Here is a 13,089-nt window from a genome sequence, read left to right on the forward strand (position 1 = left end):
TTCGATGTCCACAGAGGCAACGCAGGAGAGGGTGGCACCCGCCTGGGAAGAGACCCGCCTGGACGCCCGTCCCGTGGAGCCCTCGCGCCTGATCGATGCCCGCCGCCGATTCGACGTCTGCCACGTGGGCCTGGTGCTGCGCGCGGTGCTGGGGGTGCAGCTCGTGCTGGCCCTGGGGCTGGCGATGACCAGCAACACGCCGGCGCAATGGGTGTGGTCCATGGGCGGGGCGACGGTCGGATCGCTCAGCGCCGTGCTGGCCTGGCTGCTGATCGTGTGCGCGGCCAAGAACGTGCTGGCCCGCTGGCCCGAGTGGGCGCAGTGGGCCGCGCCGATCGGGCTCGGCGCCTTGTGCGCGCTGGGCGGCGCGCGGCTGCTGGAGGCGGTCGAGCTCGGCCGGCTCGGCGCGATGCAGGGCATGGCCGCGGCGCTCAGCGGCGCGTTGGCCGCCGCGGTGCTGCTGGGCTGGCTCAAGCTGCGAGAGCGCGCGCAGGCGCCGGCCGACGCGCTGGCGCGGCTCGTGGAGCTGCAGTCGCGCATCCGCCCGCATTTCCTGTTCAACACGCTGAACACCGCGATCGCGCTGGTGCGCGTCGATCCCACCCGCGCCGAGGAAGTGCTGGAAGACCTGGCCGAGCTGTTCCGGGTGGCGCTCGAGGACGCGGGACCGACCGCCGAGGGCGTGCGGCTGGATCAGGAGGTCGAGCTGGCGCGCCGCTACCTGGCGATCGAGCAACTGCGCTTCGGCGACCGGCTGCGCGTGCATTGGCAGCTCGACCCGCATGCGTCCGACGCGCGGGTGCCGCCGCTGCTGCTGCAGCCGCTGGTGGAGAACGCGGTGCGCCATGGCATCGAGCCCAACGACCTGGGCGGGGATGTCGACATCGTGACGCGCGCGCGGGGCAGCGAGGTCGAGATCCGGGTCTCCAACACGGTGGGGCTGCCCTCGCGCGGGCAGGGGCACGGGCTGGCCCTGCGCAACGTGCGGCAGCGGCTGCGGCTGATGCATGACGTCGCGGCGCGGCTGGAGGCCGGACCGGGCGAGGGTCGTTTCGTCGTGCGGATCGTGATGCCGCGCTGAGCCAGGACAAGGAAGGAAGACATGCTGACGCATCCCCCGCTGAGGGTCTTGATCGTGGATGACGAGCCGCTGGCGCGGCTGCGGCTGCGGGGGCTGGTGGAGGCCAACGAGGAGCCGCGCGCGGAGGTCAGCGCCGAGGCCGGGAGTGGCGAGCAGGCCCTGTCCTGGTTGCGCGACCACGCCTGCGACCTGATCCTGCTGGACGTGCAGATGCCGGGGCTGGATGGGCTGGTATTGGCGCAGGCGCTGCGCGGGCGGCCGTTCGCGCCGGCGATCGTGTTCGTGACCGCGCACGCGCAGCATGCGCTGCAGGCCTTCGAGCTGGAGGCGCTGGACTACCTGACCAAGCCGGTGCGCCGCGAGCGGCTGCAGGCCAGCCTGGCCCGCGCGTCGCAGCGGCTGGATGAGCGCTCGGCCGCCAAGGCGCGCGAGGCCCGCGAGTCCCAGTCGACGGGCGCGACGCCGGGCGCGGAGGCGCCGGTGATCAACATCACCGAGCGCGGCCGGCTGCTGCGCGTGCCGCTGTCCGAGGTGCTCTATTTCAAGGCCGAGCTCAAGTACCTGACGCTGCGCACGGCGACGCAGAGCCATGTGATGGACGGCTCGTTGAGCGAGCTGGAGCAGCGGTTGGGCGATCGATTCCTTCGCGTGCATCGCAACGCGCTGGTGGCGCGCTCGGCGGTGCGCGAGCTGGAAAGGCACGTACCGACCGACGGCCCCGCGGAGGGCGACGCGGACAACGGTGGTGAACTGGGATGGGCGGTGCGCATCGCCCATGTGAACGAGTGGCTCGCGGTGTCGCGACGGCAGGTCGCGGCGGTGCGGGAGGCGCTGGCGGGGCAACGCTGATGCGGCGCCGCGCAAGGGCGGGCGTGGTGGCTGGCGCGGTGGCGCTGGCCCTGGCCGGGCTCGCGTTGTGGTGGTGGCCGGGTGATCCTCGCGAGGCCGCGTTGCTGGCCGAGAGCCGACGCGTCGAGCAGGCGTCGGCCGCCGCGAGCGCGGGATCGGGCGCGGCCTGGGTGCAGCTCGCCGAGGCGACGCGGCTGGCGGACGGAGCAGCGTCAGGGCCGCAGCCCGTGTCCTCGGCAGCCAGCGAGGGCGAGCGCTTCTGCGGTGCGCCCTTCATGGATGAGGGGGCGAGGCCATCCCCCGCGATGGAACAGCGCCTGCAAGGGCACATCGACGCGGCCGTCGCGGCGACTGCGCAGCGCCTGGCGCTGGCACCGGACGACATGGGCCGGATGACGTCGGCGGTGCTGGCCAAGGACGCATCGCGGATCGCCTCGATCGCCAGTCAGACGCGGGATCCGGTCGCTTACGGGATTGCGGTGCATGCGTGCCGGCAGTTGCAGGCCGACGTCCTGTTCAAGCTGGCGACGGAGGCCGGGCGACGCGGGCAGAAGTCGCTGGTGAATCCGACGGTGCCGGGCTCGCCCTGCGATCAGGTCAGCGTCGCGCGATGGGTGGAGGTGGATCCCGGGAATGCGACGGCGTGGTGGATGCTCGCGTCGACCATGAGGAATCGCGATGAGGCGCTGCGGGCCATGCGCACGGCCAATGCGGCGCCGCGGATGGTGACGCTGGAGGGGCAGCTGTTCAAGCGCATCGCCGCGGATGGTGCTGCTGACGGTGCCACGCAGGCGGCGGCGCTGACGCCCTTGCTGGTGCACACGCGGGGCATCGATGACATGCGGTTGTCGCAGATCGGGCTGGCCTTCCATCAGGCATGTGGCCTGAAGCCCGAGGGCGACGCGTCGCGACGGGCGGCCTGCGAGGACGTGCTGGTCGATGCGATCAAGCGGCAGACGGCGATCGAGGAACAGGCGAAGCTGACCAACCTCGCGGTGACGATGTATGGCGTCGCGCCGGAGAAGGTGCCGCGGCCGCTGAAGGAACTGCAGGACTGGACGCGCGTGGTGAAGACCTGGCGATCGCTGGGCAATGCGCAGGCGGGTGACCGGCTCACGTGTCGGCGCGCGCGCAAGCTGCTGGCCTTCGACGTCGCCGCGGTGACCGAGGGGGATCTGCAGGCGTTCCGGCGGATGAACCCGAAGGCGACGACGACGATCGTGTTCCCGCCGCCGCCCGAGGACGACAGCGACGTGCTGGAGGCTCGTTGATGAAGCGAGCAGTGATCGCCGGCGTGGTGGTCGCGATTCTCGGAGGCCTCGCGCTCTGGGCGTGGATGCCCGCGCCGCACGATGGTGTCGTGCTGGCCAAGACCGCGCGAGCGACCACCGTGTCGACGGCCGCGAGCGCGAGGCAGGGTGGTGCTTGGTCCTTGCTGGCCAAGGCGACGCGGCAGACCGATGCGGCCGAAGGTCCTGGCAAACGCTTCTGCGGCGCGCCGTTCATGGATGAAGGCGACAAACCGACGCCGGCCATGAAGAAGCGGCTAGAGCAACACATCGACGCGGCTGTGGAAGCCACGGCGAAACGACTGGCCCTGGCGACCGATGAGATGGGCCAGATGACATCGGCGGTGCTGGCGCAAGACGACGAGCGGATCGCGTCGATCGCCGAGGCGACGCGTGATCCGGTGGTCTACGGCCTCGGCCTGTATGCGTGCGAGCAGGTCTACGTCGGTAAGCGGTTCCGGGTGCGCATGGAGGCGCAAGCCCGCGGCGAGAAGCATTGGGACGAGATCGAGATTCCGGGCTCGCCCTGCGAGCGTCTGTCATTCAAGCGATGGGTGGAAGTCGATCCCGGCAACGCGTCGGCTTGGTGGGCGTTAGCCGCGACGGCGCGTACTCGCGAGGACGCGCAGCGCGCCGTGCGCACGGGCAATGCCGCTCCACGAGTGGCCCAGTTGACCGGCCAGATGTTCAAGCGGATCTCCGCTGATTTCCCCGACGACACGGCGGCGCTCACGCCGCTGCTCATGCGAACGAGACAGTTGGATGGCGGCTTTGTTCCCAGGACCACCTTCGGCTTGGATGCGGCATGCGGCAGGTTCTCGGAGGCGACCCCTGAGCAACGAAAGACCTGTCAGGACCTGATGATCGGTGCGGCCGAGCGACAGACGTCGGTGGCGGCGCGCCGATCTGCCATGCGGGAAGCCATGGACGACCACGGCGTGTCGCCCGATAGGTTGTCTTACCGCATGAAGGCGTTGGAGGACATCCAACGGGAACTGCTCGCTTTGAAAAGGATGGGGGCGTCATGGACGGACGAACCTTTGGACTGCCAGAGCGCGAAGCGGCTGCAGTCGCTGGAGATCGCAAAAGCCAGTGAGGGCGAATTGGCGGCCTACCTCCGGCTGAGACCGACGAGCCTCGGGGCGTCCGATGCTGCATCGGGCGCCGTGACTGATTCAGGAAGCCGTCGATGAAGCGCGGCTTGATCGCTGGTGCGGTGATGTCGGCACTCGGCGCAGTGGCGCTGTGGTGGTGGAGCGCCGCGCCACATGACGCCGTCGTGCTCGCGCAGACGAGACCCGTCGCGCCGTCGTCGCACGCGGCCAGCGCCGGGCAGGGCGGACCTTGGGCCTTGCTCGCCGAGGCCACGCGGCAGGCCGATGCGGCGGATCCCAAGGGAAAACGCTTCTGCGGCGCGCCGTTCATGGATGAAGGCGCCGAGCCCACCGACGCGATGAACGAACGGCTCGAACGTCACATGAAGGACGCCGTTGCCGCCCAGGTCAAGCGTCTCGCGCTCGCGCCGGATGAACTGGGCCGCCTGACCGCGGCGATCCTGAGCAATGACGTCACGCACATCGGCGAGATCGGCCGCACGACGACCGATCCGCTGGTCTATGGCCTGGCCTTGCGCAGTTGTCCCCGCGCCTTCTGGATGACGCTGCTGCAGGAAGACCCGACACGTTTCGAGCGCAACGTCGACGACACCCGTCGCACGCACCCGGCCTGCGACGCGCTGACCGCGCAGCGGTGGACGGAACTCGACCCCGACAACGCCGCCGCCTGGTGGACGCTGGCCTCGCAGTCGACGCCGCAGGCGGCCGCGCTCCAGGCCATGCTCACCGCGAAGTCGGCCTCACGCGTGTCCGGCACCCAGGGGCAACTGATCACGCGCATCGCCGCGGACGGGCCGGTCGACCCGGCTGTCTTGCTGCCAGTGTCCATCGTGACCATGGGCGTCGATGGCGCGGAGTTCGCTGTCTCGTCCACCGGCTTGCGGCGCGCCTGCGGTCGCACTGGTCCTGCGCGATCGGCCAGTTCCGCCGGCGCCGCGATCCCGGCCACGCGAGAGGTCTGCCGAGACCTGGCACTGGATGTGATCGACAAGGACCCGGTCGTCATCAACCGCTTCATCGCATCGAAGCTGGCGATCTCGGAGTTCGGAGTGCCCGAGCCCGCTTTGCCCTACAGCCCCGATGTCCTGCGCAAGCTCGTGGCGGAGTTCGACGCCTGGCGCGCGCCGGAGTCGGCCAAGGGCAACCACGACATGGGCTGCCCCCAGGTCGCGCGTCTGGTCGAAGCCGACATCGAACGCGCCAAGGTCGGCGAGGTCGAGATCCTCAGACGCCTGGGCAAGATGCCACCGCCGCGCTCACGCGCCGCGGCGTCCGCGCCGGCGTCCTGATCCGACCTCAACCCGTATTCCGCAACCCCGCCGCGATCCCGTTGATGGACAGGTGGATGCCGCGCTGCACGCGCTCCAGGCGCGGATCTTCCTGGCGCTTCTCGGCCGGGATCGCTCGGTACCGCCGCATCAGCTCGACCTGCAAGTGGTTCAGCGGATCGATGTACGGGAAGCGATGCTCGATCGAGCGCGCCAGCGCGGGATTCGCCGCCAGGCGGTCCGACTCGCCCGTGATCAGCGCCAGCGCCTCCTCGGTGCGCGCGAACTCGGTCTCGATCGCGCCGAAGATCTTCTTCGCGAGACGCTTGTCCTCGACCAGCTCCAGATACCGCCGCGCGATGTCCAGGTCGGCCTTGGCCAGCACCATGTCCAGGTTGGACAGCAGCGTCTTGAAGAACGGCCATTGCTTGTGCATGCGCTTGAGCAGCGCGAGCTTCTCCTCACGCCCCGCCTTGTCCTTCCCGAGGAAGGACTGGATGCCCGACCCGAATCCGCACCAGCCCGGCAGCGTGATGCGCGACTGCCCCCAGCTGAAGCCCCACGGGATCGCCCGCAGGTCCTCGATCGCCCGCGTGGCCTTGCGCGACGCGGGCCGCGAGCCGATGTTCAGCTCCGCGATCTCGCGGATCGGCGTCGTGGCGAAGAAGAAATCAGCGAAGCCCGGCGTGTCGTACACCAGCCCGCGATAGGCCGCGAAGCTCGCATCTGACAGCGCCTGCGCCGCCGTCATGAAGGCCTGCGGCGCCGGCTTGGTCGGATGCAGCAGCGTCGCCTCCAGCGTCGCGGCCACCAGCGTCTCCAGGTTGCGCCGGCCGATCTCCGGATTGGCGTACTTGGAGTTGATGACCTCACCCTGCTCGGTCAGCCGGATCTGGCCGTTCACCGTGCCCGGAGGCTGCGCCAGGATCGCCTGATAGCTCGGACCGCCGCCGCGACCCACCGTGCCGCCACGGCCGTGGAACAGGCGCAGCGTCAGCGGAGCGTCCGCCCGCAGCTCGTCGAAGAGCTTCACCAGCGCGATCTCCGCGCGGTACAGCTCCCAGCTGCTGGTGAACACGCCGCCATCCTTGTTGGAGTCGGAGTAGCCCAGCATGATGTCCTGCTCGCCGCCCGATCGGCGCACCAGCGCGGCCATGCCCGGCAGCTCGTAGAAGCCGCGCATGATGCCCGGCGCGTTGCGCAGGTCGGCGATGGTCTCGAACAGCGGCACGACGATGAGGTCGCTCACCGCCTCGCCGTCCAGCGTGCCGCGCAGCAGCCCGACTTCCTTGAGCAGCAGCTGCACCTCGAGCAGGTCGCTCACGTCCTCGGTGTGCGAAATGATGTAGTGGCGCAGCGCCTGACGGCCGAAGCGCTTGAGCGACTCGCGCGCGGTCTCGAAGATCGCCAGCTCGCCCAGCGCGCGCTCGCTGTACTCCGCGCCCAGCACGCGCAGTGGGCGCGTCTGGTTGAGCAGGTCCACCAGCAGCGCGCGGCGTTCCTGCTCGCCCAGCGCCGAGTAGTCCTCGCACACGCGCGCCGTCTTCAACAGCTCGACGATGGTGAGCTCGTGCTGATCGCTGCTCTGGCGCAGGTCCAGCGTCGCGAGATGGAAACCGAAGACCTGCACCGCGCGGATCAGCGGCTTCAGCCGCGGCGCGATCAGCGCCTGCGCGTGGTGCCGCTCCAGCGAGTCCTGGATCACGCGCAGGTCCGCCATCAGCTCCTCGGGCGTGAGGTAGGGGTCCTGCGGCGCGACCGCGTGGCGCAGCGCCTCGGTGCCGGTCAGCGATTCCAGCGTCGCCGCCAGCCGCGCGTACATGCCGGTCAACGCGCGCCGGTAGGGCTCGTCCATCCGATGCTCGTTCTGATCGGGGCTGCGCTCGGCCAGCGCCTGCATCGCCGGCGTGACGCCCGCCAGGCGCAGCGAGATCGACAGCTCCGCGCCCAGCTCATGCAGCTCGGTCAGGTAGTGCCGCAGCGCCAGCTCGCTCTGACGGCGCAGCGCCAGGCGCATCGTGTCGGCGGTGACGTTGGGATTGCCGTCGCGATCGCCGCCGATCCATTGGCCCATGCGCAGGAAGGGCGCGACGTCCTCGCCCGGCAGCGCTTCCTCGAGCTCGGTGTAGAGCTTGGGGATCTCGCGCAGGAAGGTCGCGTGGTAGTAGCTGAGCGCGTTCTCGATCTCGTCGGCGACGGTCAGCTTCGAGTAGCGCAGCATCCGCGTCTGCCACAGCTGCGTGACGCGCGCGCGGATCAGGTGCTCGTTGGCGGTGCGCTCGCGCTCGGTGTGCAGGCGGTCGCGCGCGCCCACCAGCTCGGCGATCGAGCGCTCCGCGTCCAGGATGCTCTTGCGCTGGACCTCGGTCGGATGCGCGGTGAGCACCGGCGACACGAAACCGTTCTCCAGCGTCCTGGCCACCTCGGCCGGCCGCACGCCGGCGTCGAACAGGCGCTCCAGCGCGTAGGCCAGCGACCCGGGCTGCAGCGAGCCGTCCCGATCGTGCACCTCGCGCCGGCGCACGTGATGGCGGTCCTCGGCGATGTTGGCCAGGTGCGAGAAGTAGCTGAACGCGCGGATCACGCTGACGGTCTGCTCGCCCGACAGGCCCTTGAGCAGCTTGTCCATCTGCTTGCCGGCCTGCGCATCCCGCTTCAGGCGGAAGGCCACCGACAGCTGCCGCACCCGCTCCACCAGTTCGTAGGCCTCGCGGCCTTCCTGCTCGCGGATCACCTCGCCCAGGACGCGGCCCAGCAGGCGGATGTCATCCATCAGCGGCTGGTTCTTGTCCTTGATCGTCTTGATCGAGCGGCGCGTCGCCGCGTTGGCGGTGACAGGTCTTGCGGTCGACTTCACCGATGGCTTCACGGCGGGCTTCGCGACGGACTTGGGCACGGGCTTGGCCGCGGACGTCACGTTGGGCTTCGAAGTGGACTTCACGGCGGGCTTGGCAGGCTTGGTGGAGGACTTGGCAGGCATGGCGGCAGACGTGGTGATGTAACGGAGTTACCTCCGGCTGACTGTAGCAGTTTCTTCGTGCGCGACTCGCCCGGCGTCGTGGCGCGGGCGCCGCGACAAGCTCCGGTTTCGCGCAAGCGACGCTTCGCGGCAAGCGGTGGTCCCTCCATCGGGTGAAGGCGAGCGGGCGGGCTCGGCTAGCATCCCGGCCCATGAACCAAGAATTCGTGATCGCCACGCGGGAAAGCCGCCTGGCGTTGTGGCAGGCCGAGCACGTGCAGGCGCTGCTCGTCGCGCGGGGACTGGGCGTGCGGCTGCTCGGCATGACCACCCGCGGCGACCAGATCCTGGACCGCACGCTGTCCAAGGTCGGCGGCAAGGGCCTGTTCGTCAAGGAACTCGAAACTGCGCTGGAAGACGGCCGCGCGCAGCTCGCGGTGCATTCGCTCAAGGACGTGCCGATGGAGCTGCCCGAGGGCTTCGTGCTGGCCGCGGTGCTGGAGCGCGAGGATCCGCGCGACGCGCTGGTCTCGCCGAAATACGCCAGCCTGGCCGAGCTGCCGCACGGCGCCTGCGTGGGCACGTCCAGCCTGCGCCGCGTGACGCAACTGAAGAACCTGCGGCCCGACCTGCGCATCGAGCCGGTGCGGGGCAACCTCGACACCCGGCTGCGCAAGCTCGACGAAGGCCAGTACGACGCGATCGTGCTGGCCGCCGCGGGGCTCAAGCGCCTGAACCTGTCGGATCGCATCCGGCAGTACTTCGGTGTCGACGAGATGATTCCCTGCGCCGGGCAGGGCGCGCTGGGCATCGAGACCCGCACGGCACGGCCGTCCGCGGGCGCGCTCGGCGAGCACCTGCAGGCGCTGGCGCACCGGCCGACCTGGCTGGCCACGGCGGCGGAGCGCGCGGTGTCGCGCGCGCTGGGCGGCAGCTGTTCCATGCCGCTGGCCGCCCATGCGGTGTGGGCCGCTGACGGCCGCCTGACGCTGACCGCCGCCCTGGGGCATCCGATCCACCCTGAGCGGGCCTTGCTGCGCACGCAAGCGCAGGCCGAGGTCGGTGACATCGACGCCGCCGAGGCGCTGGGCATCGCCGCGGCCCGGGCTTTGGACGCGCAGGGCGCGGCCGAGTACCTCCGGGACGTCTGATGCCGGACGTGGACGCCCCCGTGCGCCTGCTGCTGACCCGCCCCGCGGCCCAGGCCGAGGACTGGGCGAGACGGATGGCGGCGCTGGGCGTGGTCACCGTGTCGCTGCCGCTGATCGACATCTCGCCCGGCGAGGACCGCCTGTCCATCGACAGGGCCTGGACCGCGCTGCCCGAGACCGACCTCGCGATGTTCGTCAGCCCGAACGCGGTCGAGCACTTCTTCGAGGGCGGATCCGAGCTCGACGGGGCGTCCTCCGACAGGAATCGCCTGAGCGTGGACCCGAGCGTGGGTCCGCGATCCTGGCCGGCTCGCACTTGGGCCGCCACCGTCGGTCCCGGCAGCGCGCGCGCGCTCGCCGAGCGCGGTGTGCCCGAGGCGCGGGTGGTCCAGCCGCCCACCGGTTCGGACAGCCTGGATTCCGAGCATCTCTGGCCGGAACTGCAGCGCGTCGCCGGCACGGATTGGACCGGCCGGCGGGTGCTGCTCGTGCGCGGCGACGGCGGCCGCGAATGGCTGGGCGACCGGCTGCGAGAGGCCGGGGCGGTGGTGACGGCCGTCAGCGTCTACCGGCGCACCTGCCCCCAGCCGACCGCCGGGGTCCGTGCCCTGCTGCGCGAGGCGCTGGCGGCCCCGGAACGGCACATCTGGCTGTTCAGCAGTTCTGAGGCCATCGGCCATCTGGACACCCTCGAACAAGGGACGCGCGAGGGGGGAAATCCCGCCGATTGGGGGCGGGTGAAGGCGCTGGCCACCCACGAACGCATCGCGGCGCGGGCACAAGCCCTCGGGGTGGGGCATGTGGTTTTGGTGCGACCCGATGCCGAGGCTGTCGCCGCCGGGTTCCAGATGCTGTCAGGGTCCACCCTAGAATCGCCGACGTGAGCGAGACCAACACCCCAGCGGCCGACGTTTCGTCGCCCCACAAACCCGCCCGGCCCGCCGGCGCCACCCTGACCCAGGCGGTCGTCGCCGGCGTCGGCCTCGTGGCCTTGCTGGCCCTCGGCCTGGCCTGGCAGAGCCAGCAACGGCTCAAGCAGGTCGAGCAGGAGCTCGTCCGGCGCCAGGACAGCAGCCAGAGCGAGGCCAACATCGCCCGCGACCAGGCGCGCCAGGCGCAGGACCTGAGCCGCGACACCGCGGCCAAGGTCGCGCTGCTGGACGCGCGGCTGGCCGAGGTCGCCGTGCAGCGCGAGCAGCTCGAGGGGCTGATGCAGTCGATGAACCGCTCGCGCGACGAGAACGTCGTCGGCGACATCGAGGCCTCGCTCCGCGTGGCGATGCAGCAGGGCACGATCACCGGCAGCGCCGAGCCGCTGGTGGCGGCGCTGCGCCAAGCCGACGATCGGCTGGGCCGCTACAAGCAGCCGCGCCTGGAGGGCGTGCGCCGCGCGGTCACCCGTGACCTGGAACGCATCAAGGCGGTGAGCGTCGTCGACGTGTCGACGCTGACGATCAAGCTCGACGAGGTGGTGCGCCAGGTCGACGACCTGCCGCTGCTGGCCGTCGCGCAGCCGGGTCGCGAGCTCGCGCCGGCCGCGGCCTCGCCAACAGCCGCCACGGCGGCGACCCGAGGCGCCTCGGCGCCGCGCAAGGCCGCCTCGGCGGGCGCGCAGGCCGGATCGGCCGCCGCGCTGGCGGAGGAGAGCTGGTGGTCACGCGCGTGGGATCACGCCGGCGAACGCTGGACGACGCTGTCGGGCGACATCTGGCGCGAGGCGCGCGGACTGCTGCGTGTCACGCGCATCGATCATCCGGAGGCGGCGCTGATGGCACCCGAGCAGGCCTTCTTCCTGCGCGAGAACCTCAAGCTGCGGCTCCTGAACGCGCGGCTCGCGCTGCTGAGCCGCCAGTTCGACACGGCGCAGGTCGACCTGCGCGAGGCGCAGGCGATGCTGGATCGCTACTTCGATGCACGTTCGCGCAAGCTGTCCCAGACGGTGGAGCTGCTGCGTCAGGTGCAGGGCCAATCGCGCCAGGTCAGCGTGCCTCGCCCCGACGACACCCTCGCCGCGCTGAGCGCGGTGGCGCGTTGAGGAGATCGCCATGCGGATGGTGATCTGGCTGGTGCTGCTGTTCGTCGCGGCCGTCGTCGCGGCGCTGACGCTGGGCAACAACGACGGTCTGGCCAGCTTCTATTGGCGCGGCTGGCGCATGGACCTGTCGCTCAACTTGTTCTTGCTGCTCCTGGTGGGCGGATGCTTCGCGCTGATGACGGTCATGCAGTCGCTGGACGCGCTGCTCACGCTGCCCAAGCGCGCGCGCCTGTGGCGCATGGCGCAACGCGAGCGCAGCGCGCAGGTCGCGCTTCGCGAGGCGTGGGCCGAGTACTTCGGCGCCCGCTACAGCCGGGCCCAGAAGGCAGCCCAACGCGCGTTGTCCATCCAGTCGCAGACGCCTGACCTGGCACAGGACGGCGCGTTCATGGCGCTGGCCCACCTGGTGGCCGCGCAGAGCGCGCACAAGCTGCAGGATCGTCGCAATCGCGATGAGCATCTGCGACAGGCGCTGCAGGTGGCGGCCACTTCCGCCGGAGCGCGCGTGCAGGAAGAGGGCGCCCGGCTGCTGGCGGCCGAGTGGGCGCTGGACGATCGCGACGCGCCCCGCGCGCTGGGTCTGCTGAGCGAATTGACGCCGGGCGTGGCCAGACGCACGCAGGCGCTGCGCCTGAAGCTGCAGGCCAGCCGGCTCGCGCACCAGCCGCTGGAGGCGCTGCGCACCGCGCGCTTGCTGGCCAAGCACCAGGGCTTCTCGAAATCGGCCGCGCAGGGCTTGTTGCGTTCGCTGGCTTGTGAGGCGCTGGACACGGCGCGCGACATCGATCAACTGCGTGGCATCTGGCAGCAGCTGGATGCCTCAGATCGGCGTGATGTGTTCGTGGCCTCGCGCGCGGCGAACTGCGCGGCCGGCCTGGGCGCGCCGGAAGACGGCCGGGGCTGGTTGCGTCCGTTCTGGGAAGCGATCGCCGAGCAGGGCGCCGATGAACGGCAGGCCTTGGCGGAGGCGCTGGTCCTGTGCACGCCGGGCCTGGGCCCGGAATGGCTGCAGCGGCTGGAGGGCGCGGTGCAGCGTTTCCCGCGCGACGGCACGATGGCCTTCGCGCTGGGGCACGCACTCGCCGAGCGGCAACTGTGGGGCAAGGCCCGCCTGATGCTGGAGCAAGCTGCGGACGACCGGGAGCTGACGCTCAATGCGCGCCGCCGCAGCTGGCTGCGTCTGGCGGAAATGGCGGATCAGGACGAGGACGCGGAGCGCCGTGCCCGCTGCTACGAAGCGGCGGCCCGGCTGGGCTGACGCGGGCTGGGGCAGCCGAGTGGGCGGCCCCGGCAAAGAGATTCAAAGATTTTTCTCAGAGAATCTTGCGCAGATCCAAAAACG

At 70.7% G+C, this 13,089-nt stretch carries 10 protein-coding genes; 9 read left to right on the forward strand and 1 reads right to left on the reverse strand.

Annotation, left to right across the window (positions count from 1 at the left end; genetic code table 11):
* The first annotated feature begins 4 nt into the window (after positions 1 to 4).
* Genes ACNI65_RS06630 through ACNI65_RS06650 form a run of 5 tightly spaced genes read left to right on the forward strand, consistent with a single transcriptional unit; the run spans position 5 to position 5,623 of the window.
* A complete protein-coding gene (locus ACNI65_RS06630) occupies positions 5 to 1,081 on the forward strand; it encodes a sensor histidine kinase (RefSeq protein ID WP_416761936.1) in 1,077 nt (358 codons plus the stop codon).
* A gap of 21 nt (positions 1,082 to 1,102) precedes the next feature.
* Positions 1,103 to 1,930: a LytR/AlgR family response regulator transcription factor gene (locus ACNI65_RS06635; RefSeq protein WP_416761937.1), complete on the forward strand. Its 828-nt coding sequence runs from the start codon at positions 1,103 to 1,105 to the stop codon at positions 1,928 to 1,930.
* On the forward strand, positions 1,930 to 3,201 hold the full coding sequence (locus ACNI65_RS06640; protein WP_416761938.1) for a hypothetical protein: 1,272 nt from the start codon (positions 1,930 to 1,932) through the stop codon (positions 3,199 to 3,201). The genes ACNI65_RS06635 and ACNI65_RS06640 overlap by 1 nt, the downstream gene beginning before the upstream one ends.
* The gene (locus ACNI65_RS06645) at positions 3,201 to 4,412 is read left to right on the forward strand and encodes a hypothetical protein (RefSeq protein WP_416761939.1); all 1,212 of its coding nucleotides are present in this window, start codon (positions 3,201 to 3,203) and stop codon (positions 4,410 to 4,412) included. The genes ACNI65_RS06640 and ACNI65_RS06645 overlap by 1 nt, the downstream gene beginning before the upstream one ends.
* Positions 4,409 to 5,623, forward strand: a complete 1,215-nt coding sequence (locus ACNI65_RS06650; RefSeq protein WP_416761940.1) for a hypothetical protein — start codon at positions 4,409 to 4,411, stop codon at positions 5,621 to 5,623. Before ACNI65_RS06645 ends, ACNI65_RS06650 begins: the two co-directional genes overlap by 4 nt.
* Positions 5,624 to 5,630: 7 nt before the next feature.
* On the opposite strand, the gene ppc is transcribed toward ACNI65_RS06650, so the two are convergent.
* The gene (gene ppc / locus ACNI65_RS06655; RefSeq protein WP_416763580.1) at positions 5,631 to 8,375 is read right to left on the reverse strand and encodes a phosphoenolpyruvate carboxylase; all 2,745 of its coding nucleotides are present in this window, start codon (positions 8,373 to 8,375) and stop codon (positions 5,631 to 5,633) included.
* A 398-nt stretch (positions 8,376 to 8,773) separates the two neighbouring features.
* On the opposite strand from ppc, the gene hemC reads away from it, so the two are divergent.
* Genes hemC through ACNI65_RS06675 form a run of 4 tightly spaced genes read left to right on the forward strand, consistent with a single transcriptional unit; the run spans position 8,774 to position 13,005 of the window.
* A complete protein-coding gene (hemC, locus tag ACNI65_RS06660; RefSeq protein ID WP_416761941.1) occupies positions 8,774 to 9,712 on the forward strand; it encodes a hydroxymethylbilane synthase in 939 nt (312 codons plus the stop codon).
* The gene (locus ACNI65_RS06665) at positions 9,712 to 10,596 is read left to right on the forward strand and encodes a uroporphyrinogen-III synthase (protein WP_416761942.1); all 885 of its coding nucleotides are present in this window, start codon (positions 9,712 to 9,714) and stop codon (positions 10,594 to 10,596) included. The genes hemC and ACNI65_RS06665 overlap by 1 nt, the downstream gene beginning before the upstream one ends.
* Positions 10,593 to 11,747, forward strand: a complete 1,155-nt coding sequence (locus tag ACNI65_RS06670) for a uroporphyrinogen-III C-methyltransferase (RefSeq protein WP_416761943.1) — start codon at positions 10,593 to 10,595, stop codon at positions 11,745 to 11,747. Before ACNI65_RS06665 ends, ACNI65_RS06670 begins: the two co-directional genes overlap by 4 nt.
* Positions 11,748 to 11,757: 10 nt before the next feature.
* Positions 11,758 to 13,005, forward strand: coding sequence for a heme biosynthesis HemY N-terminal domain-containing protein (locus tag ACNI65_RS06675; protein ID WP_416761944.1), 1,248 nt, complete (start codon positions 11,758 to 11,760; stop codon positions 13,003 to 13,005).
* The last annotated feature ends 84 nt before the right edge of the window (positions 13,006 to 13,089 follow it).

It is taken from the genome of Roseateles sp. So40a (assembly GCF_048081605.1).
Classification (GTDB): domain Bacteria; phylum Pseudomonadota; class Gammaproteobacteria; order Burkholderiales; family Burkholderiaceae_C; genus Roseateles.

What these genes read in the sequence shown, in the direction of transcription:
- ppc (WP_416763580.1), bottom strand. Translation starts at nt 8,375, where the DNA reads ATGGATGACATCCGCCTGCTGGGCCGCGTCCTGGGCGAGGTGATCCGC.
- ACNI65_RS06675 (WP_416761944.1), top strand. Translation starts at nt 11,758, where the DNA reads ATGCGGATGGTGATCTGGCTGGTGCTGCTGTTCGTCGCGGCCGTCGTC.
- hemC (WP_416761941.1), top strand. Translation starts at nt 8,774, where the DNA reads ATGAACCAAGAATTCGTGATCGCCACGCGGGAAAGCCGCCTGGCGTTG.
- ACNI65_RS06650 (WP_416761940.1), top strand. Translation starts at nt 4,409, where the DNA reads ATGAAGCGCGGCTTGATCGCTGGTGCGGTGATGTCGGCACTCGGCGCA.
- ACNI65_RS06665 (WP_416761942.1), top strand. Translation starts at nt 9,712, where the DNA reads ATGCCGGACGTGGACGCCCCCGTGCGCCTGCTGCTGACCCGCCCCGCG.
- ACNI65_RS06630 (WP_416761936.1), top strand. Translation starts at nt 5, where the DNA reads ATGTCCACAGAGGCAACGCAGGAGAGGGTGGCACCCGCCTGGGAAGAG.
- ACNI65_RS06635 (WP_416761937.1), top strand. Translation starts at nt 1,103, where the DNA reads ATGCTGACGCATCCCCCGCTGAGGGTCTTGATCGTGGATGACGAGCCG.
- ACNI65_RS06645 (WP_416761939.1), top strand. Translation starts at nt 3,201, where the DNA reads ATGAAGCGAGCAGTGATCGCCGGCGTGGTGGTCGCGATTCTCGGAGGC.
- ACNI65_RS06640 (WP_416761938.1), top strand. Translation starts at nt 1,930, where the DNA reads ATGCGGCGCCGCGCAAGGGCGGGCGTGGTGGCTGGCGCGGTGGCGCTG.